The 25,219-nt window shown below is 72.6% G+C and carries 24 protein-coding genes; 13 read left to right on the plus strand and 11 right to left on the minus strand.

What is annotated here, in order from left to right:
* Positions 1–935 precede the first annotated feature (935 nt).
* The 11 genes from Dsi01nite_RS43770 (at position 936) to Dsi01nite_RS43810 (ending at position 13,597) form a co-directional block, all read left to right on the plus strand.
* Positions 936–2,585 (plus strand): WxL domain-containing protein, encoded by a 1,650-nt coding sequence (locus tag Dsi01nite_RS43770; RefSeq protein WP_203852354.1) that lies wholly within the window; start codon positions 936–938, stop codon positions 2,583–2,585.
* Between the two features lie 58 nt (positions 2,586–2,643).
* Positions 2,644–3,621 carry a WxL protein peptidoglycan domain-containing protein gene (locus Dsi01nite_RS43775; protein ID WP_203852355.1) on the plus strand — a complete coding sequence of 326 codons (978 nt, stop codon included), beginning with the start codon at positions 2,644–2,646 and terminating at the stop codon, positions 3,619–3,621.
* Positions 3,618–4,838: a hypothetical protein gene (locus Dsi01nite_RS43780; protein WP_203852356.1), complete on the plus strand. Its 1,221-nt coding sequence runs from the start codon at positions 3,618–3,620 to the stop codon at positions 4,836–4,838. The genes Dsi01nite_RS43775 and Dsi01nite_RS43780 overlap by 4 nt, the downstream gene beginning before the upstream one ends.
* Positions 4,825–6,180, plus strand: a complete 1,356-nt coding sequence (locus tag Dsi01nite_RS43785) for a type 1 periplasmic-binding domain-containing protein (protein ID WP_203852357.1) — start codon at positions 4,825–4,827, stop codon at positions 6,178–6,180. Before Dsi01nite_RS43780 ends, Dsi01nite_RS43785 begins: the two co-directional genes overlap by 14 nt.
* A complete protein-coding gene (locus Dsi01nite_RS43790; protein ID WP_203852358.1) occupies positions 6,167–6,895 on the plus strand; it encodes an ABC transporter ATP-binding protein in 729 nt (242 codons plus the stop codon). Before Dsi01nite_RS43785 ends, Dsi01nite_RS43790 begins: the two co-directional genes overlap by 14 nt.
* Positions 6,896–6,977: 82 nt before the next feature.
* Positions 6,978–9,980: an ABC transporter permease subunit gene (locus Dsi01nite_RS43795; RefSeq protein ID WP_203852359.1), complete on the plus strand. Its 3,003-nt coding sequence runs from the start codon at positions 6,978–6,980 to the stop codon at positions 9,978–9,980.
* 11 nt (positions 9,981–9,991) lie between these two features.
* A complete protein-coding gene (locus Dsi01nite_RS43800; RefSeq protein WP_203852360.1) occupies positions 9,992–10,609 on the plus strand; it encodes a neocarzinostatin apoprotein domain-containing protein in 618 nt (205 codons plus the stop codon).
* Positions 10,606–11,952, plus strand: a complete 1,347-nt coding sequence (locus Dsi01nite_RS43805) for a hypothetical protein (protein WP_203852361.1) — start codon at positions 10,606–10,608, stop codon at positions 11,950–11,952. The genes Dsi01nite_RS43800 and Dsi01nite_RS43805 overlap by 4 nt, the downstream gene beginning before the upstream one ends.
* A gap of 82 nt (positions 11,953–12,034) precedes the next feature.
* A complete protein-coding gene (locus Dsi01nite_RS57840) occupies positions 12,035–12,154 on the plus strand; it encodes a DUF4242 domain-containing protein (RefSeq protein ID WP_239136610.1) in 120 nt (39 codons plus the stop codon).
* Positions 12,155–12,229: 75 nt separating this feature from the next.
* A complete protein-coding gene (locus Dsi01nite_RS58540) occupies positions 12,230–12,361 on the plus strand; it encodes a hypothetical protein (RefSeq protein WP_275423461.1) in 132 nt (43 codons plus the stop codon).
* Between the two features lie 12 nt (positions 12,362–12,373).
* Positions 12,374–13,597: an MFS transporter gene (locus Dsi01nite_RS43810; protein WP_239136611.1), complete on the plus strand. Its 1,224-nt coding sequence runs from the start codon at positions 12,374–12,376 to the stop codon at positions 13,595–13,597.
* 40 nt (positions 13,598–13,637) lie between these two features.
* On the opposite strand, the gene Dsi01nite_RS43815 is transcribed toward Dsi01nite_RS43810, so the two are convergent.
* From Dsi01nite_RS43815 to sigJ, 3 genes are all read right to left on the minus strand, one after another.
* Positions 13,638–14,375 carry an aminoglycoside phosphotransferase family protein gene (locus tag Dsi01nite_RS43815; RefSeq protein ID WP_239136612.1) on the minus strand — a complete coding sequence of 246 codons (738 nt, stop codon included), beginning with the start codon at positions 14,373–14,375 and terminating at the stop codon, positions 13,638–13,640.
* Between the two features lie 32 nt (positions 14,376–14,407).
* Positions 14,408–14,770, minus strand: a complete 363-nt coding sequence (locus tag Dsi01nite_RS43820) for a DUF6928 family protein (RefSeq protein ID WP_373318935.1) — start codon at positions 14,768–14,770, stop codon at positions 14,408–14,410.
* A gap of 95 nt (positions 14,771–14,865) precedes the next feature.
* The gene (gene sigJ / locus Dsi01nite_RS43825) at positions 14,866–15,753 is read right to left on the minus strand and encodes an RNA polymerase sigma factor SigJ (protein WP_239136613.1); all 888 of its coding nucleotides are present in this window, start codon (positions 15,751–15,753) and stop codon (positions 14,866–14,868) included.
* 131 nt (positions 15,754–15,884) lie between these two features.
* On the opposite strand from sigJ, the gene Dsi01nite_RS43830 reads away from it, so the two are divergent.
* Positions 15,885–17,000 carry a nuclear transport factor 2 family protein gene (locus tag Dsi01nite_RS43830; protein WP_203852363.1) on the plus strand — a complete coding sequence of 372 codons (1,116 nt, stop codon included), beginning with the start codon at positions 15,885–15,887 and terminating at the stop codon, positions 16,998–17,000.
* Positions 17,001–17,003: 3 nt separating this feature from the next.
* On the opposite strand, the gene Dsi01nite_RS43835 is transcribed toward Dsi01nite_RS43830, so the two are convergent.
* Positions 17,004–18,098, minus strand: a complete 1,095-nt coding sequence (locus Dsi01nite_RS43835) for an AI-2E family transporter (RefSeq protein ID WP_203852364.1) — start codon at positions 18,096–18,098, stop codon at positions 17,004–17,006.
* Positions 18,099–18,135: 37 nt separating this feature from the next.
* Complete coding sequence (locus tag Dsi01nite_RS43840; RefSeq protein ID WP_203852365.1) at positions 18,136–18,894, minus strand: class I SAM-dependent methyltransferase; 759 nt, start codon at positions 18,892–18,894, stop codon at positions 18,136–18,138.
* A 163-nt stretch (positions 18,895–19,057) separates the two neighbouring features.
* Here Dsi01nite_RS43840 and Dsi01nite_RS43845 point away from each other — a divergent pair, with 163 nt between their 5' ends.
* Positions 19,058–20,056 carry a hypothetical protein gene (locus Dsi01nite_RS43845; RefSeq protein WP_203852366.1) on the plus strand — a complete coding sequence of 333 codons (999 nt, stop codon included), beginning with the start codon at positions 19,058–19,060 and terminating at the stop codon, positions 20,054–20,056.
* An 88-nt stretch (positions 20,057–20,144) separates the two neighbouring features.
* On the opposite strand, the gene Dsi01nite_RS43850 is transcribed toward Dsi01nite_RS43845, so the two are convergent.
* The 6 genes from Dsi01nite_RS43850 to Dsi01nite_RS43875 all read right to left on the minus strand — a co-directional run bounded on the left by Dsi01nite_RS43850 (position 20,145) and on the right by Dsi01nite_RS43875 (position 25,214).
* Entirely contained in the window at positions 20,145–20,888 is a 744-nt protein-coding gene (locus Dsi01nite_RS43850) for a maleate cis-trans isomerase family protein (protein WP_203852367.1), read from the minus strand.
* The gene (locus Dsi01nite_RS43855; protein WP_203852368.1) at positions 20,885–21,514 is read right to left on the minus strand and encodes a hypothetical protein; all 630 of its coding nucleotides are present in this window, start codon (positions 21,512–21,514) and stop codon (positions 20,885–20,887) included. The genes Dsi01nite_RS43850 and Dsi01nite_RS43855 overlap by 4 nt, the downstream gene beginning before the upstream one ends.
* Positions 21,511–22,281, minus strand: coding sequence for an SDR family NAD(P)-dependent oxidoreductase (locus Dsi01nite_RS43860; protein ID WP_203852369.1), 771 nt, complete (start codon positions 22,279–22,281; stop codon positions 21,511–21,513). The genes Dsi01nite_RS43855 and Dsi01nite_RS43860 overlap by 4 nt, the downstream gene beginning before the upstream one ends.
* A 76-nt stretch (positions 22,282–22,357) precedes the next feature.
* Positions 22,358–23,281, minus strand: coding sequence for a hypothetical protein (locus Dsi01nite_RS43865; protein WP_203852370.1), 924 nt, complete (start codon positions 23,279–23,281; stop codon positions 22,358–22,360).
* A complete protein-coding gene (locus tag Dsi01nite_RS43870; RefSeq protein ID WP_203852371.1) occupies positions 23,278–24,006 on the minus strand; it encodes a hypothetical protein in 729 nt (242 codons plus the stop codon). The genes Dsi01nite_RS43865 and Dsi01nite_RS43870 overlap by 4 nt, the downstream gene beginning before the upstream one ends.
* On the minus strand, positions 24,006–25,214 hold the full coding sequence (locus Dsi01nite_RS43875) for an aromatic ring-hydroxylating dioxygenase subunit alpha (RefSeq protein WP_203852372.1): 1,209 nt from the start codon (positions 25,212–25,214) through the stop codon (positions 24,006–24,008). Before Dsi01nite_RS43875 ends, Dsi01nite_RS43870 begins: the two co-directional genes overlap by 1 nt.
* Between the last annotated feature and the right edge of the window lie 5 nt (positions 25,215–25,219).

Genomic DNA, 25,219 nt, shown 5'->3' on the forward strand with positions numbered 1-25,219 from the left:
CTGTCCTGTGTTGCTGGCGTTGCGCTGTCCTGTGCCGTGCTGCTCGGCGTTGCCTGCGTCGCGCTGTCCCGCGTGGCCTGTGTCGCGCTGCCCCGTGTTGCCTGGCCCGCGTTGCTCGGCGTTGCCTGCGTTGCGCTGTCCTGTGTTGCTCGCGTTGCGCTGTCCTGTGCCGTGCTGCTGCGTGCCGTGTCGCGTGGTGTGTTGCCCCGAGCTGTGCTGGGGCGTGGCAGGACTGGCCGGTTTGCGGGATGCCCTTGGCCGGCAGTGCGTCGTCGGTTGGTGGTGTGGGTTGCGTGGGCGGGGGCGGATCGTCGAGGTCCTTGTCGCTGGCGCCGGCGTACCCCGCTGACCTGCGGCCACGCCATGCCACGCCACGCCACGAGGCGGTTGGCGATGGCTCGTCGGGGCTTTCTGGGGAGCGGGGCTGCGGGAGAGGGCGGCGTTCTGGCCCCGTGCCTTGCGCTGGTGTGGGCAGGGTGGGCTGTTCGCGCGGCACGGCTTCCCGTGCGGGTCCGTGATGTCGGCATTCTGCGCATTTCATGCACCGACCTGCCGGCCCGCGGTGAACGGGTCCTGATTGATGGTCTGGTCGTCCGCACGGCCAGCGCCGTCCTTCGATCGACGCCCCTCGGCCCGCGAGGTCGGTCGCCCAGGTGGGTCGCCCAGGTCCAGCGGCCATCGCTCCGTGGCTGTGGTCGGGGTCCGGTGGCGGGGGCGGCCGTGGCTGGATTCGCACCGGGTCGGTGGTGCGGTCCCGGTATGTGGGCACTGGGCTCAACGGGGCAACAGCAGCTGTCCGGACGGTTGACAACCGGAGACGCGACTGCCTTCATAGACGTTACCACCGAAGAAACATCGTTCCACTCTGCGAAACGGCGACTGGATGCGGTGGGGCAGACCGCCGGAGCAAACACCAGAGAGGAAGCAGCAATTCGATGAAGACCCCCTCCAGGTTGGCGGCCGGGGCCCTCGGCCTCACCGCCGCCATCGCGCTCGGCAGCACCAGTGCCGAGGCGTACGGGCCCGCGGCGAACTCGCTCGGTTGTCGGCTGTACTTCAGCGACGCCGGCACCGGTACCTCGCCGACGACGTGGAACGACACGTTCGGGCTCACCCAGACGCCGGCCACGCCGTCGCCCGGGCAGACCGTCACCGTCACCTTCACCGCGACGACCGGGCCGAACAACGGGCCGGTCCCGCTCAACGCGGGTGATGTGCCGGTCATCATCAAGTTGGCGCTCGGCGGGTCCCAGTCGGGCACCGTCACGCTCAACATGGCCACCTATCCGACCGCCCCGGCGGCCGCGGGTGCGCCGCTCGGCTCCATCACCGCGACCGGCACCTACGTGGCCGGCACGGCTGGAGCGGCGTCCCTCACCGTCACGCAGGCCGTGTTCAACAACGCGACCGCGAAGACGTACTGCTCGGGTCCGGGCGACCGCGACCACAAGGCCGCCCCGGCAAGCAGCACGATCGTCGAGAACTACAGCGTGTTCGGCGGCGGCACCAGCATCACCTCGGTCACCGGGCAGGCCGTCACCAGCGCGGCGCGGGCGGGGAACACGATCAATTTCGCTGTGACCGGCCTCAACGCGAGCGCCACGCTGAGCGCGTCGCTGAAGAACGCGGGCGGCGGTGGCACCGCTGAAGGCAGCGGGGCCGGCACGACCGACGCCACGGGTGCGGGCACCGGGACGCTCGTCGTCCCGGCCGGGGCCACGACGGGGGCGCGGACACTGTCCGTGTCCGACGGCACCAACACGGTCACCACGCCGATCACCATCCTCGGCGCACCGGCCATCTCCATCACCCCCGGTGGTGGCGGCGCGGGCACCGCGGTCGCGGTGAGCGGCACCAACTGGAACCCGGGCAGCACCGTTTCCATCCGGGGTTACAAGGCCGGGGCACCTCCGCCGCCGCCCACCGCGGACGCGGCGGTCACGGCGACGGCGAGCGCGACCGGCGCGATCAGTGGCTCGTTCACCGTCAACGACCCGACCACCGCCTACATCGGCGCGACGTCGGGCGTGGGTCCGGGCACCCTGTTCGCGGTCGCCACCTGGACGGCCTCGGCCGACTCCTGCGTGGCGAAGACCGGGCTGGCGACCACGGGTTCCTGCAACCTCTCCTACAACCTGTCCCAGACGGTCACGGCGGGCAACCTCGCGATGTCCCGCACGGCCGGCTCGGGCAACGTCACGCTGAGCGGCGTCACGCTCAACGGGACCGTCCAGCACGGCACCGGCGCGCTCGCGCCGATCACCGTGACGGACTACCGGGGCAGCACCTTCGGCTGGAGCCTGGTCGGTGCGGTCACCGACTTCACCGGTACGCCGGGCGGCAGCATCGCGAAGGCGAACCTCACCTGGACCCCGACGTGTGTCGCCGCCGCAGGATCGACCAACGCGGTGACGGCGACGGCGGGCTCCGCGGGTGCGGTGGACGGCTCGACCCTGTGCTCGGCCCCGGCCAACGCGGCCGGCACGGGTGGCGGTTTCGACGCCGGCGCCGCGCTCGACCTGCAGATCCCGGCCAACCAGCTGGCCGGCAGCTACACCGCGACGCTCACGATCACGCTGAGCTAGCAACCGAGGAGGTGGGGGCCGGAAGGCCCCCACCTCCGAAGAACAAGGGGGAGCAACGTTGCGGAGAGCAGTAGCGATCATCGCAGCCCTGATGATCATGGCACCGGTAGAAGCCCACGCGGCTGACAACGGCGAGTGGTCGGTCAACCCGACCCCGCCCGCCGAGCCGGGACCCGCGCCCCGCCTGTACTTCTTCCTGGAGTCACCGCCCGGCACCTCCGTGCAGGACTCGGTCCGCGTGACCAACCTCGCCGACCAGCCGCGCACCTTCCGCCTCTACGGCGCCGACGCGTACAACACCCCCAACGACGGCGGGTTCGGCCTGCGGACCCAGGACGCCACCAACACCGACGTCGGCGCGTGGACACGGGTCGGTGCCGCGACGGTGACCGTGCCCGCGAAGTCCCAGGCGGACGTCCCCTTCGTCATCACCGTGCCGCCCAACGCGACCCCCGGCGACCACGTCGGCGGGGTCGTCGCCATGGAGGAGCAGCCGGGCGCGACCACGAAGCAGAACGGCGTCGACGTCACCGTCCGCCGCGCCGTGGCCGCCCGCGTCTACCTGAGGGTCAGTGGCCCGACCGTGCCCGGACTGCGCATCGACGGCGTACAAACGAAAAGCGAAAACCCCTGGCTGCCGACCACAGTGGACGGTGCCTACTCGTACACCGTGGTCAACACCGGCAACCTGCACCTGCCGCCGACCCTCCAGGTCCGGGTCACGGGCCTGTTCGGCCATAAGATCCGGCAGCACGGCAGCACCCCGCAGATCGACCTCCTGCCCGGCGCGCAGACCCGCCTCGGCGGCACCGTCAGCGGCGTGTGGCCGTTCGACGTGGTCACGACCTCGGTGACCGTCACCGCCGACGGCGGCGTGCAAGCGAGGGGCGAGGACACGACGGTGGTGGTCTCGTGGCCGACCCTCGCCGTCATCGTCGCCGCGATCGCACTCTTCATCTGGTACCAGAAGCGCCGAGCCCAAGCGCATACCGCCAAGCCTCGCAGGCGACTGCCCGAACCGGTGACGGTGCGATGAGGCGGATCCTCACCGTCCTGTGTGGACTCGCGCTGATGATGCCGGCCGCACCGGCCCGCGCCGACGGCCTGACCGCGAGTGTCAGTGCCCCGTCGGCGAAGCCCGGCACCAGTGTCAAGGTCACCGGCGCAGGCTGGCCCGCCGGGCAGCTGCTGCAGCTCGTCACCTGCGGTGAGCTCGCCATGACCGGCTCGGGCGCCTGCGACATGCGCGCGGCCCTCGCCACCCCGGCCAGGGCCGACGGCACGTTCAGCGTCGACATCCGCGTCGGTGACCCGCCGCGGCCGTGCCCGTGCGTCGTGCACGTCGCGCTCGTCGGCACCGGCGCCAGCGGCCACGTCGACGTCCCGCTCGAGATTCCCGGTCACACCACCGGACCGGCGCCGACCGCGGCGAGCACCGTGGCCCGGCTCGACGCGGTGCGGATCCGCCTCGATGGCCGCCCGTCGTGGACCGAATGGTTCGGCGCCAGGGCCGAGCGCACCCTGGTCTACGAGGTCCGCAACCCGGGCGCGCAGAGCCTGCGGGAGCTGCCGCTCAACGTGCGCGTCGGCAAGGGCGGCGGCGACCCGACGGCCGCGCCGCGGTCCGGCGAGATCCGGCCCGGCGAGACCCGCCAGTACCGGGTGCCGGTGACGATCCCGTTCGCGGCGTTCGGCCGGTACCAGGTCCGCGCCGACATCGCCGGGCTCGGCGCGGCGAACGTGGCCTACGACGCGTACCCGTGGGGGCTGTTCGCGCTCAACGCGCTCGGGCTCGCCCTCATCGTCCTCGGCGTCCGCAACCGGCTGCGGGCCCGGCGCCGCGCCGGTGACCCGCTCCCGGACAGCGCCGACCCGTTGCTCCTGCCGCCGCTGGTGCGGGTACCCGCGCTCGGCGCCGTGCTCGTCTTCGACGACGCCCCGGGCGCGAAGCGGCTCCGCCGCCAGGCCCGGGCCCAGATCAGCGCCGCGACCCTGCGCCAGCTGATCGGCGAGCCGGACGGCGACGGCGGCACGGCGATCGTCGACCTCGCCGCCCTGGACGCCGTCCTGGCCGGTGACACCCCGAAAGCGGACACCACACCAGCGGCCAGCACCGCCGTCGTCGAACTCGGCGAACTGGACGCGTACCTCGCCGGCCACGCGGACGCCGACGACTGGCGGGCCGCGTTGCAGCGTCCACCACGGAAAGGCCGGTTCGGCCGGCAGAAGAGGAGCCCCGGTGCGGGTGCATGACTGGTCCCTCGCGCTGAGGGCGGGCGTCGCGGCGGTCGCGGCCGTGGTGGCGTTCGCCGGCTGCTCGTCCGTGATGCCCGGCGCCCTGGACGGCGACGGCGGCGGCGACGCGGCCCCGCGCACCGGTGCCGGGCCCGGCGTCACCGCCGACAGCGTCAAGGTGGTGTTCGTCGGCGTCGACCTCAAGGCCACCGCGAGCGTCACCGGGTTCAAGACCGCCGACGCCGGCGACCCGGCGCGCCAGGTCAAGGCCCTCGAGACGTGGGTCAACGCCAACGGCGGCATCGCCGGGCGCAAGATGGTCGCGGTCTACCGCAACTACGAGGCGGCCGACGACTCACCGGCCGCCGAGGAACGGCTGTGCAACCAGATCACCCAGGACGACAAGGCGTTCGCGGTGGTGCTGACCGGGCAGTTCCAGAGCAACGCGCGCCCCTGCTACGCGTCCCGGCGCACGCTGGTGCTCGACGCGACCCTCGTCGCCAACGACCAGAGCACGTTCACGAAGCTGGCGCCGTACCTGTGGTCGGCCAGCTACCCGGACTACGACGAGTTCGTCCGCGCGTTCCTCGGCAGCCTCGAGCAGCAGCAGTACTTCGCCGGCACCACCAAGGCCGGCGTCGTGGCCGCCGACACGCCCACGAACCGCACCGCGTACGAGCGGCTGGCCGTACCCGAGCTCAAACGCCTCAACGTGACACCCACGGTCGCCTGGATCGACACGACCGACCTGGGCACCCTCAACGCCGGGTTGAACCAGGCCGCGGTCGACTTCCGGGCCAAGGGCGTCGAGCGGGTGTTCTTCCTCGGCGGCGCGCGGATGGCGTCGTTCTTCCTCACCGTCGCCGCCGCGCAGAGCTTCACCGCCCGCTACGCACTGTCCAGTTTCGACAACCTGACCTTCCTGGTGAACAACCCGGCGACGATCCCGCGCGAAGGTCTGCAGGGCGCCGTCGGGATCGGGTTCAACCCCAGCCAGGACGTCCCGGACAGCGCGTACCCGTTCCCCGGCACCGACGCCGAACGCGCCTGCGTGGACATCTACGCGGCCGACGGCCAGAAGTTCGCGACCCGGGAGAACGCCCGCGTCGCGTTCCCCTACTGCGACGCGGCGCTGCTGCTGCAGGCCGGCGCCCGTAACCTCGGCGCCGACCTCAACGCGTCGGCGTGGTCGCAGGCCGCCCGCGCCCTCGGCACGCAGTTCCGCCCCGCGACGGGGTTCTCGGGGCTGCTCGGCCCGGGCCGGTTCTCGGCCGCGAACGGTTACCGCGCCATCGCGTACGACGGCGGCTGCGGCTGCTTCGCCTACCAGGGCGAGGAGGTGCCCTTTGCCGCCCGCTGACGCCCTGGCCTGCACCGGCGTCGACGCGGCCTACGGGCAGGTCCAGGTCCTCTACGGCGCCGGCGTGCACGTCGCGGACGGCGAGATGGTCGGGCTGTGCGGCCCCAACGGCGTCGGCAAGACCACCCTCGTGCGGGTGCTCGCCGGCCTGCACCGCCCCGCGAGCGGCCGGGTGCTGCTGGACGGCCGGGACATCACCGCGGTGCCGGCCGCCCGCCGGGTCCGGCTCGGCATGTCCACAGTGGTCGGTCAGCAGGCCTTCGGGTCGCTGACCGTCACCGAGAACCTGCGCATGTACGGATACACGGTCAGCCGCCGCGACGGCCGCCTGCGCCGCGCGGTCGACGGCGCGTTCGCGGTCTTCCCCCGCCTGTACGAGCGGCGCGACCAGCTCGCCTCGACCCTGTCCGGCGGTGAACGGCAGATGCTGGTCCTCGCCAAGACCCTCATCCAGCGGCCCCGGGTGCTGCTCATCGACGAGTTCTCCCTCGGTCTCGCGCCAGTCGTCGTCGGTGGGCTCCTGGAGATGGTCCGCCGCCTGAACCGGCTCGGCACCTCCCTGCTCGTGGTGGAGCAGTCGGTCAACGTCGCGCTGTCCCTGGTGGACCGCGTGTACTTCATGGAGAAGGGCACGATCGTCGCCGAGCACACCTCCGCCCACCTCGCCGGGCAGCCGGAACTGGTCCAGACCCTCATGCTGGGCGGGCACGCATGAGCGGCCGGCGCAGCGGCTCGGGCCGCTCATCGGGATGGCAGGTCAGCTCAGGCCGACGCTGGAGCGCAGCGAAGGTGGCGGCATGAGCATCTGGGGCTACGACTTCGGGCCGGACCGGATCCTGCTCGGCCTGTTCACCGGCCTCACGTACGCGTTGCTGGCCGTCGGCCTGGTGCTCGTGTACCGCTCCAGCCGGTTCGTCAACTTCGCGCACGGCTCGATCGGGGTGTTCGGCGCCGCCGTCCTCGGCCGGCTCGTCGCCGGGGAGGGCCTGCCGTACTGGGTGGCGTTCCCGGCCGCGATGGCGGTCGCCGCGGGGGTGGCGGCGGCCGTCGAGGCGGGCGTGGTGCGAAGGCTGCGGCACCGCTCCCGTGTCATCGGCATGATCGCCACGCTCGGGCTGTCCCAGTTCATCCTCGTCGTGTCGCTGCTGGTGAACCGGCAGGGCGTCAGCGGCGCCACGTTCCCCCGCCCGCCGGGGCTGCCGTCGTTCACGGTCGGGCGGACGCCGGTCGGGCCCGCGTTCACCGCGATGCTGATCCTGACCCCGCTGCTGCTTGTGGCGCTCGCACTGTTCCTGAAGCGGTCCCGGCACGGCCTGGCCATCCGCGCCGCCGCCGACCAGCCGTCCGCCGCTCTGCTCGACGGGGTCGCCGCACCGCGGATGGCGACCGTCGCCTGGGCGATCGCCGGCGGGATCGCGGCCTTCTCCGCCATGCTCGTCACCCCCACCCAGGGCGCCCAGTCCATCGAGACCCTCGGGCCGGACCTGCTGCTCAAGGGTCTCGCCGGAGCGGTCATCGCCCGGCTGTCGTCGATCCCGGTCGCGTTCGCCGCGTCGCTGGGCATCGGCGTGCTCGAACAGATCCTGCTCTCTGGTTCCTCCGGTGCCGGTGTGGTACAGGTCGTGCTCGGCGCGACGATCCTCATCGCGCTGCTGCGCCAGCCCCGCCTCGGCCGGCGGGACACCGACGACGGCGGCTGGGCCCGCTCCGGCGCCGGCCCCCTGTCCGGGCCATGGCCGGTGCGCCACCTGGGCCGGCTCACCGCCGGTGCCGGGTTCCTGCTCGCCGCGGCGCTCGCGTATCTGGTGGACAACCAGACGGCGTCGGCGCTGACCACGGTCGCCGGCTTCACCCTCGTGGCGCTGTCGGTCCTCGTCGTCACCGGCGTGGCCGGGGAGCTGTCCCTGGGCCAGTTCGCGTTCGCCGGCATCGGCGGCGCCGTGTCGGTGCGGGTCGCCGCGCACACCGGCAACTTCTTCGTCGGGGTCGTCGCCGGCTGCGCCGCGGCCGCGCTCGCCGCCGCCGCGGTCGGCGTCCCGGCGCTGCGGCTGCGGGGGCTCGCCCTGGCCGTCACCACCCTCGCGTTCGCGCTGGCGACCAGCGCGTTCCTGCTGCGCCGGGACTGGTTGCTCGGCTCGGGCGTGGCCACCCCGAAACCGCGGTGGGCCGGCTACACCCTCGAGGTCGCCAAGGACTACTACCTGTTCGCCCTGCTCATGCTCGGACTCGGGCTGTGGCTGACCGCGAACCTGCGGCGCGGCGCGTTCGGCCGGCTGCTCACCGCCCTGCGCGACAACGAGGAAGCGGCGAGGGCGCTGACCGTGTCCGCACCGCTGCGCAAGCTCCAGGCGTACGCGGTCGCCGGCGCCCTCGCCGGCCTGGGTGGCGCTGTCATCGGGCACGGGCAGACCCAGCTCACCGTCAACAGCTTCCCGGCCGGGGCGAGCGTGGACGTCGTCGCGATCACCGTCGTCGGCGGGATCGGGTTGCTCGGCGGGCCGCTGCTCGGCGCGCTCGTCATCGTCGGCATCCCCGCCTTCGTCGACCTCGGCATCGCCGGTCAGGCCGCGCTCACCCTCGCCTGGCTGCTCGTCGTCGTGCTGCTGCCCGGCGGGCTCGGCGGCCTGGTGGTGCGCGCCCGCGACCTCCTCGCGGCCCGCTGGACCAGGCCACCGGCACCCGCCGCGGCGCCGCCACCCGGCGACACGGCGGCGGGCGGCCGTACCGAAGACGCGGCGGACGGCCCACCCGATGACGCGGTGGCGGACGGCGCGTTCGACGACGTGGCGGTGGACAGCGCATTTGGCGACGCGGTGGTGGACGGCGCGTTCGACGACGTGGCGGTGGACAGCTTTGCTGGAGGCGCGGCGGTGAACGGCACACGGCCGCGCACGGCGGTCGAGGGCCCGGCACACCGCGGGATCCCGTTGCAGCGCGTAGGGGAAGCCGTCGCGGGACGGCACGCGGCGACGCTGCCGGCCCGCACCGAGCCCGTCAGGGCGCCCGCGCCCGGGGAGCCGCTGCTGGTGGTGCGTGACATCGCCCGGTCGTTCGGCGGGGTCAGGGCCGTCGCCGGGGTCCGCCTCGACGTCGCGGCCGGCGAGGTGCTCGGCATCATCGGCCCCAACGGCGCCGGAAAGACCACGCTGTTCGAGATCATCGCGGGATTCGTACCCCCCGACGCCGGCACCGTCACGTTCGCCGGGCGGGACGTCACCCGCGCCACCCCCGAGCGCCGCGCGAAGCTCGGCCTGGTCAGGTCGTTCCAGGACGCGCGGCTCTTCGCCACGATGACCGTCCTGGAGACGGTGATGACCGCTGGGGAGCGGACCGCGCCGAGCGGGCTGCTCGCCTCCGCGCTCGGCGCGCCCCTGGCCGAGCGGCGCAAGGCCGCGCGGGCCCGCGAGCTGATCGACCTGATGGGACTGTCCACAGTGGCCGGTTCGCTGGTCGGTGCGCTGTCCACCGGCACCCGGCGGATGGTCGAGATCACCTGCCTGCTCGCGCTCGAACCGGCGCTGCTGCTGCTGGACGAGCCGTCCTCGGGCGTCTCCCAGGCCGACGGCGCGGCCCTGGGCGACCTGCTGCTGCGGGTGCACCGCGAGCTCGGCACCACGCTGCTCGTCATCGAGCACGACCTGCCGCTGCTGTCCCGCCTCGCCACCCGCATGGTCGCGATGGAAAGCGGCCGGATCATCGCCGACGGCACCCCGGACGACGTCCGCGCCCACCCGGCGGTGGTGCGGTCCTACCTCGGCACCGACCTCGCCGCCGTCAACCGTTCAGGCGCAACGACATGAGGAGCATTCCGATGCAACGACGGATTCCGACCCTGGCGGTGCTGGTCACGGCGGCGCTCGCCGGGATTGTCCCGCTCGGCGCGGCGCCCGCGTGGGCCGCGCCCACGCTCACGGTCAGCAAGACCACCGGCCTGACCGACGGTGCCTCGGTGACCGTCGGCGGCAGCGGGTTCACCCCCAATCTCAAGCAGATCGCGGTCGGGCAGTGCATCGAGGAGGTGAAGGGCCCCACCGACTGCAACCTCGCCGGCGGCAGCCAGTTCGTCAACGCCGACGCCGCCGGCAAGCTGCCGACGGTGACGCTGAAACTGGCGCAGAAGTTCGGCACCTTCGACTGCACGAAACGCACCTGCGTGATCGCGGCGCAGATCCTGCCGTCCGGCGGCAACGCCGGCGAGATCGCCGCGAACAAGGCGTCGGTGAAGCTCACCTTCGGCGCCGCGGCGGCCGCGACCACGACCCAGGCGGCGGCCGCCACGACGGAGCCCACGGCACTGCCGAAGACCGGGCCCGGCGACGAGCCGTTCGTGGTGCTGCTCGCCGGTTCGGCGCTGCTGACCGTCGGTGTCGGGCTGCTGGTCGTGCTGCCGGCCCGGCGGCGCCGGGCCCGTGCCGCGGAAGGGGTGTGAGCACCGTGCGCCGCATCGCGACCGGAGCCGCCGTCGTGGCGGCCGTGGCACTCGTGGGCCTTGCCGTGCCCGCGCTGGCGGCCGACCCCGTCGCCGCGACCCTCGGCTGCCGGCTGTACTTCAGCGACGCCGGCACCGGCACCTCACCGACCAGCTGGAACGACACGTTCACCCTCACCCAGTCCCCGGCCAGCCCGGCGGCCGGGCAGACGGTCACGGTCACCCTCGCCGCCGCGGCGGGCGTCACCAACGGCCCGGTGCCGCTCAACGCCGGTGACGTGCCGGTGCGGGTCACGGTCGCCGTCGGTGGCGCGCAGACCGGCACCGTCACGCTCAACCAGACCGCCTACCCGGCCTCGGCGAAGGCGGCCGCGGTGCCGCTCGGCCCGATCAGCGCGACCGGCACGTACACCGCGACGACCGCCGGCACCGTGACGCTGACGGTCCGGCAGGTGGCCTTCGCCAACGTCACCGCCACCACGTACTGCTCGGCGACCGGCGACCGGGACCACAAGGTCGCGCCCGTGGACACGCCGATCACGCTGTCGTCCGTGGTGGCGCCGGCCCCGTCGGGCTCGCCCTCACCGAGCGCGTCCGCGTCCGCGTCTGCTTCGCCGAGCCCGTCCGTTTCGCCGTCCGCGTCCGCGTCCGCTTCGCCGAGCGCGTCCGCGTCGAGCACCGAGGCGACCACCGCCGCGGAGACGTTCGGGCCCAAATCGGTGACGATGAGGTGCAAGACGCTCAGCACGATCCGCGACTGGACCGCCACGCACACGCTGAGCATGTCGCCCACCAACCCCGGGTACGGCGCGAACGTGACCATCACGTACACCTTCGACAACGGTGGGAAGAACGGCCCGGCGCCGATCACCGCGGGCGACCTCAAACCGACCGCGACCGTGAAGCTCAGCGGCGCCCAGTCCGGCACGGTGAAGCTCGCCGGCCCGGCCTACGGCGCGATCGCGGCCCAGGCGACGGTGCCCGGCGCCACGCTCACCGGCCAGTTCACCGCCGGCACGCCCGGGCTGGTCACGCTGACCGTGGCGGACATCCTGTTCGACCACCCGCAGGTGGACACCGAGTGCAACAACGGCAGCGACCCGGTGACCGGGCCGGCGGACACGACGATCGTCGCCAAGTTCACCGTCAAGTCCACGGCGGCGACCGCCGCGGAGGCCGCCGGGCAGGCGCTGCCGAAGACCGGCGACGGCGGGATCCTGCCGGTGCTGCTGCTGTGGGGCACGGCGCTGCTGCTGACCGGGGCCGGCGCGCTCGTCGTCCTGCCGGCCAGGGCCCGCCGCCGGGCCGCCCTACATACCGGGCTCCCCACGCCCGGCGAATAGGGAACCGCTCCCGATGCCGGCGCGGCCGGCGGCGGCGAGGCCTGCCTCATCGCCGCCGGCACCGCGCCGCGGCAACGATCGCGTGCACGAGACCGAGGACGAGGAGACCATCCCGGAGCATGCCCGCCGCGGCGGCTTCCCGGCCGACCTGGTGTCGGTGGTCGCCAACGAGTTCGGCCCCCAGACGGCCGGATCGGCCTGACAGATCGGCCTGACGGATCGGCGCCGCTCATACCGCTGTGCTCCGGTGTCGGCCTGGGCCGCCCCTGCGTCGCTGATGAGCGGCCCGAGGCGCTGCGCCGGCAAGCTGTTCATCTCCGTCACGACCGCCGACCACCACGTCCCCGCGGTGCTGACGAAGCTCGGCCGCGCCGTCGCCGGGCAGGCCGAGGAGCTCAACCTGGCGTAGGGTCCTGTGCTCGTGAGCACCTTGAGCAAACTCGTGCCGGACCGGCTCGGCACCGGGTTCCGGTGGCTGCTGGCGTCGTCGTGGACGAGCAACCTCGGCGACGGCATCGCCGTCGCGGCCGGTCCGCTGCTCGTCGCGTCGCTCACCACCAACGCGTTCCTGGTGTCCCTCGCCGCCATGCTGCGGTGGGCGCCGCCGCTGATCTTCGGCCTGTACGCGGGGGTCCTGTCCGACCGCCACGACCGCCGGCGGATCGTCATGGCGTCCGACGGGTTCCGGGCCGTCGTCCTCGCGGTGCTGATCGCCTGCATGGTCACCGACCAGCTCACCGTCGCGCTCGCCCTCGTCGCGCTCGGCCTGCTGACCACGGCCGAGGTGTTCGCCGACAACGCCGCCGCGACGCTCGCCCCGATGCTGGTCCACCGCGACGACCTGGCGATCGGCAACACCCGACTCCAGGCCGGGTTCCTCACGCTCAACCAGCTCGTCGGCCCGCCGATCGGCGCGGCACTGTTCGCGGCCGGCGTCGCCTGGCCGTTCGCCGCCGAGGCGGTCCTCGTCGGCGCCGGCGTGCTGCTGGTGTCCCGGGTCGTCCTGCCCAAGGACACGACCGAGGCGGTCGGGGTGCGGCACGCCGTCGTCGAAGGACTGCGCTGGACCGTGCGGCACCCCGCCGTGCGGACCCTGTCGCTGACGATCCTCGTCTTCAATATCACGTTCGGCGCCGCCTGGTCGGTCCTGGTCCTCTACGCCCAGCAACGCCTCGGCCTCGGCGCCGTCGGGTTCGGCCTGCTCACCACCGTGAGCGCCATCGGCGGTCTGCTCGGCACCGGCCTCTACGGCCAGCTGACCCGCCACGTGAGCCTCGGCAACATCATGCGGGCCGGCCTGATCATCGAGACCCTCACCCACCTGGCCCTCGCCGTCACGACGTCGGCGTGGGTCGCCTCGGTCATCCTCTTCGTCTTCGGCGCCCACACGTTCATCTGGGGCGCCACGTCGATCACCGTCCGCCAGCGCGCGGTCCCCACGCACCTGCAGGGCCGCGTCGGCAGCGTCAACACCATCAGCGTCTACGGCGGCCTCGTGATCGGCTCGGCGATCGGCGGGACACTGGCGACCCGCATCGACGTGACGGCACCGTTCTGGTTCGCGTTCGCCGGCTCGGCCGTCTTCGTCGTGCTGCTGTGGCGCGAGCTGACCCGCATCGCGCACGCCGATCAGTCGTCAGTGTGATTCCGTTCCGCCGGAGGTGTACGACCAGCGCCGGCGCGCGTCACATCCTGGCCCGCAGCACGTCGACCTCGCAGCCTGGCGCGGACGGGTCGAAGCCGTGCTCGACCAGCCAGCGAACCGCCAGCAGGCTGCGCAGCGACCACCATCCCCGGATCGCGTCTCGGTCGACGTCCGCGCCGTAGCCGGCGAGCAGGTCGTCCAGGCGGTCCTCGTGCCCGAGCGTCAGCGACGCCACGTCGAACATGGCGTCGCCCCGGCTCGCCTCCGACCAGTCCAGCACGCCGGTGACCGTGTCACCGTCGACGAACACGTGCGAGATCTGCAGGTCGCCGTGCGTGAACACCGGCGTCCACCGCCGCAGCGCTGCCCCGGCCACGTGGCGGTTGCGCGTGACCAGGTCGGCGGGCAGGACGTCGTTCGCGACGAGCCACCCGCATTCGCGGTCGAGCTCCGAGGCGATGTCCTCGACGCTGCGCCCCGGCCACGGCGGCAGCGGCGCGTCGTGCAGCTTCCGCACCGCCGCCCCCGCCGCGGCCCACGCCGCCGGTGACGCGGCCGACGGCTCGCCGAGGCGCCCGAGGGCCGTGCCCGGCAGGCCGGCGAGCGCCAGCACCGGCGGCTCGCGCCACAGGATCGCCGGTGTCGGGATCGGCGCCAGGGCCATCGCCTCGACCTCGACGTCGATCCGTGCCTGATCGGCGTCGACCTTCAGGAACACGTCCCCGACGCGCAGGGTCGCCCGCTCATGATGGGCGACGACGACCTTGACCTCATCCATGCCGGCCATTGTCGCGGGGGTGACCTCCGGCGTCACCGGGTTTCCGGATCCTCGCCGATCTCGCGCCACTGGCCGTCCGGCATCGGGCGGAACCGCTGCGGCGGCCGCATGCGCCGCATGACCTGCCGCGTCCTGGCCTCGCGTTCCGCCGCTTCCCGCCCGGTCGGGTCGGCCACCCGGAACCCGTGCAGGTGGACCCCGAACGGATCGACGTCGTCCGGGCGGCGGCTCTCGAGGACGAAACCGAGCAACCCACGCAGGGCCGCGTCACCCACCTCCAGCGGATGGAACGGCAGCGGGTACGGACCGTCGCCGGGGAACGTCGACCCGACCGGATGCTCGCCGGCAGCCCCGCCGGGTCGGACCCGGACCGCTCCCCGCAGGATGGTCCGCAGGTCCCCTCGGCGAACGCCAGCAGCGCGGTCTTCGCGCCCATCGAGCCGTCGCCTCCCCGGAAATGATCACCACGCCACCCCGGTCCGGCGTCGGGTCAGTCGGTCGTCCAGGGGCGGAGTTTCTCCGGGTTGCGGACGGCCCAGATGCGGTTGATCCGGTCGTCGGTGACGGCGAACGCATACACCGTCAGCGTGCGCCCGTCCTGCCGGGCGACCAGGCCGGGCCGGCCGTTGACGGTGCGCTCCAGGAACGTCACGCCGGCCGGGGCCTGGTGAGCGATCTCGACCCAGGCGCGGGCGATCTCCGCGGCGCCTTCGATCGGGTCGAGGAAGGTCATGGCCCGGCCGCCGCCGTCGGCGGTCGCGGTGGCGTCGGGGTCGAGCAGGCCGATGAGCGCGTCGACGTCCTTGGCCTCCCAGGCGGCCTTGAAGGCGCGGACGACGGCGGCCTGGCGGGCGGCCGGGGTGGCGGGAGCCTGGGCGGAGCGGATCCGGCGGCGGGCCGAGGACGCCAGCTGGCGGCACGCCGCCGGGGTGCGGCCGACGATGTCGGCGATCTCGGCGAACGGGTAGCGGAAGACGTCGTGGAGGATGAACGCGACGCGCTCGGCCGGGGTCATCGACTCGAGCATCACGAGAAACGCCATGTTGACCGACTCGTCGAGGGTGACCCGGTCGGCCGGGTCCGCCGGGGACCGGCCGGTCCACTCCGTGTGGTCGGGCAGCGGCTCGGGGAGCCATTCGCCCACGTACCGCTCGCGGCGGGCCCGGGCCGAGCTCAGCAGGTTGAGGCAGATGCGGCTGGCGACCGTGGTCAGCCAGGCGCCGGGAGACTCGATGGCCTCCTGCTGTTCGCGGGACATGGCGTACCAGCGGGCGTAGGTCTCCTGCACGGCGTCCTCGGCCTCCGCGAGGGAGCCCAGCAGCCGGTAGGCCAGGTTGATCAACTGACTGCGTTCGCTGATGATCGCTGGGGTGGTCATGACCTGCGGCTCCCTCGGTTGGTCTCAACGGTCCGACAAGACAGCGCGCCGAAATGTGAGCCTGACATTTCCGGGCGCTGTGCTGTCGGACCGGTGCGACCAACCCATTTTCCACTGAGCAGGGGACACCGATGACGGACTTTCAGGCGATCGCGGACCGGGTCGAGATCGAGGCGCTGCGCGGTGAGTTCACCGACGCGGCGATGATGCGCGACCGGGCCCGCATGGCCGCGCTGTTCACCGACGACGGCGCGCTGCGGATGCCGGACATCCCGGTCGACCTGGTCGGCCGGGAGGAGATCATCGCCGGGGGCGAGCGGCTGCAGGCCCAATGGGACTTCTTCGTGCAGAACTCCCATCCGGGCACGATCCAGCTCGACGGCGACACCGCGGCCGGCCGCACCTACATGCAGGAGATCGCACGGACCAAGGACGGCCGTCAGGGGCAGAACTTCGCCATCTACCACGACCGCTACCAGCGCACCGGCGACGGCTGGAAGTTCGCCGAGCGGGTCTACGAGATCAGGTACCTGGACACCAGCCCACTGGCCGGCACCGCACCGACCAGCAAGCCGGCCGGTGAGCCGACCAGCAAGCCGGCCAGTGAGCCGGCCGGTGAGCCCGCCGAGGCGCCCGCTGACGCGTTCACCGAAGCGGTGCCCGAGGCGGTCCTGGAGCGGACGGCGGCGGCGCTGCGGGCCAACAACTTCACCGTCGAGATCCTCGACGACGTCGCCGCCGCCCGGGCCCGCGTCGAGGAGCTGATCCCGGCCGGTGCCAGTGTGTTCACCGGGGCCAGCGAGACCCTCCGCCTGTCCGGCATCGACGCGGACATCAACGCCGGCGGGCGCTACGACGCGGTCAAGTCGCGGACCCTGACCATGGACCGGGCCACCAGCAGCCGCGAGATCTGGGGGCTGATCGCCAGCCCCGACGTCATCGTGGGCAGCGTCGCCGCGGTCACCGAGACCGGCTCCCTCGTCGTCGCGTCGGCCAGCGGCGCCCAGGTGCCCGGCTACGCCGGCGGTGCCGGCCGCGCCATCTGGGTCGTCGGGGCGCAGAAGGTGGTGCCCGACCTGAGCACCGCCCTGCGCCGCGTCGAGGAGCACTGCCTGCCGCTGGAGAGCGTCCGCGCCCAGGCGGCTTACGGCCGGCCCAGCGTCGTCAACCGCGTGCTCATCCTCAACGGGGAGCTCGAGCCCGGCCGCGGCACGGTCCTGCTGCTCCGCGAGGCCATCGGCTTCTGAACCTCAGTCGACGGTCGCCGCGACGTCGTCATCAGGGGGAGGCGAGGTGCTGTCGTCGGGGGGAGGCGAGGTGCTGTCATCTGGGGGAGGCGAGGCGCGCAGCATCGCCTGCCAGGAGACGGCGATCGCGGCGATGGGCGGCGCGAGCAGCACCCCGACCAGTCCAGCGACGGCAGCGCCGACGATCGTGACCGCGAGGATCGCGACCGGGTGCAGGTCCAGGGCCCGGCCGAACACGAACGGGCGCAGCACCCCCTCGAGCACGTTCTGCGTCACCAGCACGATCACCAGCATCCAGGTCGCCGCCACCGGACCGCCGGCGCCGAGGGCGACGAGCACCGCGAAGGCGGCCGAGACCCACGCGCCGAGATACGGCACGTATGCCGCGACGAACGTGAGCAGCGCGATCATGCCGACCAGCGGCAGCCTGAGCACCACCGCCCCGAGCCCGATGACCAGCGCGTCCATGGCGGCCACCACGGTCGTGCCGAGGACGTACTGCCGCATCCGGAGCGCGGCGCTGCCCAGCAGTTCCCGGGTCAGCCCCGGTCGCAGCGGCAGCCGCCGGTCGAGGTGATCGACCAGTTTCGGGCCGTCCTTGAACATGTAGAACAGCAGGAACGCGCCGAGCAGCACACCGATCGCGGCCTGGCCGGCGAGCGCGGCACCGCTCAGCACCGCCGAGCCGACGCCGAACAGCGCGGCCTGCCACTGCTTCGAGGCCAGGAGCGTGTGCAACGGGTCGGCACCCAGTGTTGTGCGCAGGTGCCGGCCCGCGTCGGCCGCGACGGTGGTCCAGTCGGAGCTCGCGGCGGTCACGGTGCGCACGGTGAGGGCGGCGAGCAGCACGAGGACCGCCGGGACGAACAGCGCCCCGACGAGCGCGGCGAGGGCCGGCGGGACCCCTCGCCGGCGCAGCCGGTCGACGAGGGGCTGCAGCGCCGCGGCGATCACGACGATGACGAGCACCGGCGCCAGGACCGCGAGGATCAGGCCCAGCCCGGCGATCAGCGCCGCCGCGCCCACGATCGCACCGGTCACCAGCCAGCCCGACCGCCCCAGCCGCGAAAGCCAGATCGGCGGGTCCTGCAGAGCCATGGCACGGCACTGCCCCGCGACGGTGCCGATAATCCGATCAGGGTGCGGTGGCGGTGGCGAACATCCGGCGCAGCGAGCCGAACGTCTCCAGCGACCGCCGCCCCTCCTCCTGCAGCGACCGCATCGCCGCGTCCGGTTCGGGCTCGACCACGACCGCCTCCCACAGCGCCCGTTCCGCCGCCCGCCAGTCCGGTCGCTCCCGGACGTCGATGTCGGCGAAGCCCGCTGTGGTCAGATCCTGCAGCAGGTGTACGCCGTTGATCCGCGGCGGCACGAGCGGGTCACCCGGGTTGACGGCCTCCCAGCAGGTCAACGCGAGCCGCCCGCCGGGCTTGAGCACCCGCCGGAACTCCTGCAGGGCGGCCAGCGGCGGCACGGCGAACTGCAGGGCGTCCACGCACATCAGCGCGTCCGCGGTGCGGGCGGCGACCCCGGTCTCCAGCAGCGTCCCGACCCGGAACTCGGCCCGCCCGCCCGGCAGCCGCTCGGTGGCGGCCTCGCCCGCCAGCCGCACCGCCGTCGCGGAGAAGTCCACCCCGATCAGCCGGGCGCCGGTGCGCTGGGCGATCTCGATGCCGTACCCACCCCGCCCGCAAGCGACGTCGACCAGCAAACCGCCGTCCGGCACCCGCAGCCGCTCGGTGACCTCGGCGACACCTTCCCAGGTGAGCAGGCTGGTGGACCGCAGGTGCGCCGGCAGGCCGAGCATCCGGGCCACGAGGGCGTCCCGGCTGGTCGAGCCGGCCATGTCGGCGTACCACTGGTCGAAGTAATCCGCGTCGGGGAGCGTGGTCATCCGGGCATTGTGTCCCAGCGACCACCGGGGGCGCCCGCCCTTGTGCACAGGGGGCGAATTCCCGCGGACCGCATGACGGTCGGTGACCGCAACTCCTTACGAGCCACGAACGGCATCGATCAGGTGCTACCGCCGGCACTGTCACGATCGATACGTTCGGCCCATGACTCATACCACGGGGAGAGCCATCCGCCGATGGCTCGTAAGAGTCGGCGCGACTGTCGTCGTCGCCGGGACCGCCACCAGTCTGGCACCCGGCGCGGCGGCGTCCGCAGGCGTCCAGCCGTACGTCCAGTCGAGCACCGTATCGAAGCCCGTCCTGAACGGTGGTGAGCGCGCCACCCAGACCATCACCCTGAACGCGCCGGCGCCGGCCGGTGGGGTGAACGTCCGGCTCTACGGCGACCGCATCTACAACTTCAGCACCGGCGGCTCGGTGGTCGTGCCGCAGGGGAGGCGCAGCGTCACCTTCCCGTTCCACGTCGGCGCGCCGGCCGAGACGTTCACGCTCAACCTGTCGGCGCAGACCGCCGGGTACGACCTGAAGGCCGTCACCCAGCTCGAGGTGCGCGCACTGGACCCCCGCAAGCAGGCGGTCACGGGGTTCCGCGTCAGCGTCCCGGAGGCGGTGGCCGGTGACACGGTCGCGGGCACCGTGCAGCTGCTGCGACCGGCACCGTCCGGTGGCTTGGCGGTGGCACTGTGGCCGAACAGCACCTACGAGTACGGCGCGCTCGGCTTCGAGGAGCTCTGGGCGCTGGTGCCGGCCGGCCGGACCACGGTCACCGTGCCGCTGCACGCATCCGCGGAGCGGTCGGTCGTCGCGAAACCGACGGCGGATCTCGGCACCTCGAGGGCGTCCGGTGACACGGTCGTGACGCCGGACGCGCTGTCGTTCAACGGCCCCGCCGCGGTGGGTGCCAGCAACGACTGGCTGCTGGGGATCGGCCGGGCCGGGCATCCCGGCGGCGCGGTCGTGTCGCTGACCTCCGACACGCCGGGCATCACGGTGCCGGCGACGGTCACGGTCCCGGCGGATCGCGTCACGACCGCCTTCCCGGTCACCGTCGCGGCCGACGTCCCGGCCTGGACCATCTTCAACGTCACCGCCGTCTGGAACGGCACCACCGTCACGACGCAGTTCTTCACCTACCCGGCCTGATCACCGTGGCCGCTGCGCCGTCCGGCCGGAACGCATCGGGCCGGACGGCGCAGCGCGCCGCCTCCAGCGGGAGCCGGGCGAAGGCTTATCAGTGCGAGCGCAGCAGTGAGCCGGCGCCGTACACCTTGTCCTGGATGCCGTTGTCGCGCAGCGCCATCCACCAGGTGGCGGCGTTGATGGCGATCACCGGCTTGCGCAGCCAGCGCTCGGCCTCGTCGGCGAGGCGGACCATCGACAGGTTGGTGCCGCACTGCACGATCGCGTCGACGTCGGGGCCGTCGACCTCCAGGATCGCCGCGCGCAGCTCGTCCTCGGTGACGTGGGCGATCGACACGGCCGTGGGGCAGCGCAGGCCCTTGATGCGCACGACCTCGAAGCCGAGCTCCGAGAAGAAGCGCACCACGTTCTCGTCGCCGATCGGCTGATACGGGGTGACCACGCCGATGCGGCGGGCGCCGAACAGGTGCAGGGCGCGTTCGCAGGCCTCGGCGCCGGTGGCGACCTGCAGGCCGGTGATGCCGTTGATCTGGGCGACGAACTCGCGGTTGCCCTCGACGCCGCCCCAGAAGGTCTCCGCGGACATGCCCATGACCATGAAGTCCGGCTCGCAGGTGAGGACCCGCTCGCAGGCGTGGCCGATCTCGGCGCGGATCTGCACGAGGAGGTTCTCGAAGCCCTCGTCGCTGGACAGGTCCTGGTTGCGGATGTGGATGCGGGAGAAGTGGGCGGTCACGCCGGGCACGCCCATGGCATAGAAGTCGGGTTCGACGATCGTGTTGGTGGAGGGGGCGATGACGCCGAACTTGTGGCGCCAGCCCAGGGCGTCGGTCATGCGGGCACCTCTGAGGGGGAGGGACGGTAGGCGCGGACGGTGAGCCAGACGGCGGTGAGGAACGCCAGCTGCGCGGCCGTGTTCGTGCCCTGCTCGGTCCACTGCAGGCGCAGCGTCTCGTGGTCGGGGTGGTTGCGCAGCGGCACGAGGGCCGTGACGAGGACGATGCCGAGCGTGTAGAGCGCGATGGCGAGCCGGGCCCGCCGGCGCCCGGCGTACACAGCGCCGATGACGCTGATCGTGGTCACGCCCGCGGTGGCGAGGATGAACACCGGCTTCATGCTGCCCGCGACCAGGGCGCCGCCCACCACGGCGGCGTACACCGCGGCGAACGGCCACCAGGGCGCGGTGGGAAGCAGTGCCCAGATGAGCAGGACGGCGCCGGCGGACATGAGGGGGAAGAGTGCGCCCTCCAGCCACGGCAGGTCCACGTTGAAGCCGGCGACGAGGAGCTTCCACACCGACTTGGCGATGCCGCCGGCGCCGATGAGCACGGCACCGATCCGCCCGGGGGTGACCCGGCCAGGGGCGCCCAGCGAGGCCAGCAGCCAGAAGCCGTACATCGCCAGCAGTGTCGGCACGAAGTCCTCGACGGCGAGGACGACCGGATAGTCGTGGCCCGTCATGCGAAGAGGTCCCGTTTCCGGAAGGCGGCCGTGGCGAAGCGGCCGAACGCCTTGGGGGTGGTGAGCCAGGCGACCCGCCCGCCGTTCGGCACCCCGGCGAGGACCCGGTCGGCCAGCCACGGCGTGACGGTCTCGACCTTGTCGGCCAGGATGTTGAAGATCTTCTTGGCCTTGGCGAACTCCTCCGGCGTGTAGTCGCGGGAGAGCAGGTCGGTGACCACCATGCCGGGGGACAGGTGGGCGACGGTGACCGGCGAGTCCTTGCCGAGTTCCTTCGCGAGGGCGTCGGTGAGGTACGTGACGGCCCGCTTGGTGGCGCCGTATCCGGTGAGCCCGGCCGCCTTCTGGTTGCCGGAGCCGAAGCCCTCCATGTTCCACAGGGCCCCGTGTCCCTGGGCGCGCATGGCGGCGAGGACGACGGCGCTGGCGTGGGCGACGCCGCGCAGGTTCACGTCGATGACCTCGTCCAGCTCCGCCGGCGGCAGGTCCCACAGCGGCCGGCGGGCCGTGGACACGCCGGCGTTGTTGATCCAGATGTCGACCGGGCCGTACGCGGCGACCGCCTCGTCCCACAGTGCCCGCACCGCGTCGCGGTCGGTGACGTCGGCGACCACGCCCCGCAGCTCGGGCCCGCTGCCGGGAAACGCCGCCGCCACCGACTCCAGCGACCGTCCACAGTAGACGACCGAGCACTTCCGGGCGAGGAACTCGCGCACCAGGCCGTGGCCGATGCCGCGGGTCCCACCGGTGACCACAACCACGGTCATGCGTCCTCACTTCGTTCCGGGCGCATGACCCATTGCTGTTCCCCCGATGACCGGCCCGAGACGCTTCGCTGGCCGGTCATGCGCTGATCCAGGTGAGCGAGCCGTGCAGGATGCCGGCGAGGGTCGCGCCGTTGTGGATCCGGTACGCCACGGCCAGTTCCGTGCCCGCGCCCATGCCGGGGGTGGCGTCGAGCATGAACTCGCGGCCGGTGATCTTCACAACATCGGTGCAGTGGACGGTGGCGTAGTTGGCGCGGCCGAACGCGATCGCGTTGCCCCACGCCTCCGGTCCCTCGTAGAAGGAGCGGAACCCGTCGCGGCGCCAGTCCACCGTGTACGACCGGTCCAGGGCCCCGGACCAGGTGACCGTCAGGCGGGTGCGCAGCAGGTCGATCGGGGTGAGGGCGATCGTAACGTCGACCGGGCCGATCAGCTTCTGGTCGGCGCCCCACAGCTCGCACCGTCCACTGTAGGCACCGGCCTGCTTCGTCGGCAGGATGTAGGGCACCGGGCCGTTGCGGGTCTCGGCGGCGAGGTGCTCGCGCAACGAGGCATCGGAGACGCCCCGTTTGTAGACGCCGTTGAAGCAGCCGACGACCGCCGGGCCCTGGTAGAGCATGGAGGAGTACACCTGGGTGTCGTCGCCGAGCACCTGGTTCCAGGTGTTGAGGTCGACCTGCCAGCCGGGGCCGTAGTAGTGGGCGTCGACGAAGGTGCCGTAGGGCTGGCCGGTGCCGAAGAAGTCCGGGCCGGTGTAGACGCGATCGGCGTCGGAGTCCACGACGCCGAACGCGAACGGCGCGCCGAGCCGGAAACGCCCCGCGAGCGGGCCGCCGCCTTCCAGGCCACCGTCCATGTAGTACGTGGTGACGCCGTCGGCGAAGACGGAGGAGCGGCGGATGTCCTCGTAGCCGCGCCAGGTGCCGTCGGCGTCGAAGAGGCTCGGACGCCCGTGCCACTCACCGGCGATGCGCTGCTGCCATTCCGAGGGGGAGGTCACGTGAGCGGCCCGCCGATCAGCACGTCGCGGATCCCGTCCGAGGCCGGCTCGCCGAGCAGCCGCGACACCTGCGCCCACACCGGGTCGACGGCCGGGCTGAACAGGTTGGCGCGGACGGTGGCGTCGCGGGCGGCGAGGTCCGTGTCGCCCAGTGACTCCACCACCGGGGAGGGCAGCCCGGCGGAGACCAGGCCGAGCCAATGCGACACGTAGGCGTCGACGATCGGGTTCATGCCCTGGAACGCGGCCTCGTCGGCGCGGTGCACCAGCATCCACGGCGACATCAGGGCGTGCTGGCGCGGGCCGATGTGCGCCCGGCTGAGCCCTTCGCGCTGTGACGCCTCCTCGTACAGGGCGGTCAGCGGGTGATACGCGCTGTCCATGTAGGACAGGTGCGACGACAGCTCGGCCCGGGGGATGAGGTCCAGGTGGTAGGCGTAGTAGGCGCCGCCGTAGACGGAGTCCAGGGTGAAGTGCGGGACGCCGGACTTCGGTGCGGTGAACGCGAACACCATGTGGGAGTCGAGGTTGATCGGCGGCACGGTCAGGCCGACGTAGACCATCCGGGAGATCCCGCCGGAGCCCTCCCAGACCCGCATCGTGCCGACCGGGGCCGGTGACATGGGCGAGCGCAGCTCCCGGTAGGGCGAGCCGACCTCGGTCAGCGGCTGCTGGGCGAGGATCGCGTCGAGGGCCCGGGTGGCCAGGGCGAAGGGCAGCGACATCACAGTTGCTCCTCTGAGTCTTCGGCGTCGCGGCGGGCCTGACCGAGACGTTCGGCCTCGGCGACCGTGGGGTGTTCGCCCTTCGCCTTGTGCACCCAGGCGCGGGCGAGCTCCGGGTTCTCCCGGCGGGCCGGTGAGGCGATGACCGTCGCCTCGCGGCGCGGGACGTCGCCCATGATGCGGTCCTCGTCGCCCAGCAGCCAGCCCTGCTCGGCGAGCTCCTGCCGGCGGCGCCGGTAGTGCACGGCGATCAGGTCGCTCTTCACGTGCAGCTCGGCGCCGAGGTCGAACGGCAGCAGCTCGGGGCGGACCTTGTCGACCACCGGGGCGTCCTGCCCGAAGATCTTCTCGACCCGCTGGATGGCGTTCTTGTCGGCCCAGTTGCCGGTGAAGAAGTCCCGCAGCGCCACCCACTTGACCAGGGTGGTGGTCTCGTCGATGGGGATGTTGGTGTCGTAGATGATGAGGTTGCCCAGCGGCAGCCGGACGTGCAGCTTGATCATGTTCGGCAGCATCCAGCCGGCCGTCGTCGCGACCGGCGGGCGTTCCTTCAGGTTATTGCCGCGCCGCCCCACCATCGCCCAGATGCCCTTCGGCGCGGGCGGGTGCAGGCGCACCGTCGCGAACGCCGACCACTCGTCGGGGATCTCGAGCTCGTACTCCTCGACGTCGGGCCGCTCCGGGTTGCCGAACGATCCGGAGTGCACGAACGGCGTGTGCGCGATGTCGCAGCCGTTCTCGAGGATCCGTTCGTAGTTGGACTTCCACAGGTACTCGCCGGTGACGGCCTTGAACCTGCCGCCGTTGGTCACCAGGTCGTCGAACTCGGGCCAGACCGGGATCGGTGGGCGCTCCTCAGCCGGGAGGTCGCCGAGGAACACCCAGACGAAGCCGTAGCGCTCCTCGACCGGATACGAGTCGACCCGGGCCTTCTTCGGGATGCCGCGCCCGGGCTGGTTCGCCGGGATCTTCACGCAGGCGCCGTCCGGCTCGTACTCCCAGCCGTGATACGGGCACACGATCGAGTCGTTCTTGACCCAGCCGCCGGACAGCGCGGCGCCGCGGTGCACGCACAGGTCCGACAGCGCGACCGGGCGGCCCTTCGGCGTGCGGTACAGCACCAGCTCCTGCCCGAGGCACGTGGCCCGCAGGGGTTTGGTGGTGACGCGGTCGGCGAACTCGACCGCGTACCAGAAGTTCTTCAGCATGCGAG

This window comes from Dactylosporangium siamense (genome assembly GCF_016862795.1).
GTDB lineage: Bacteria > Actinomycetota > Actinomycetes > Mycobacteriales > Micromonosporaceae > Dactylosporangium > Dactylosporangium siamense.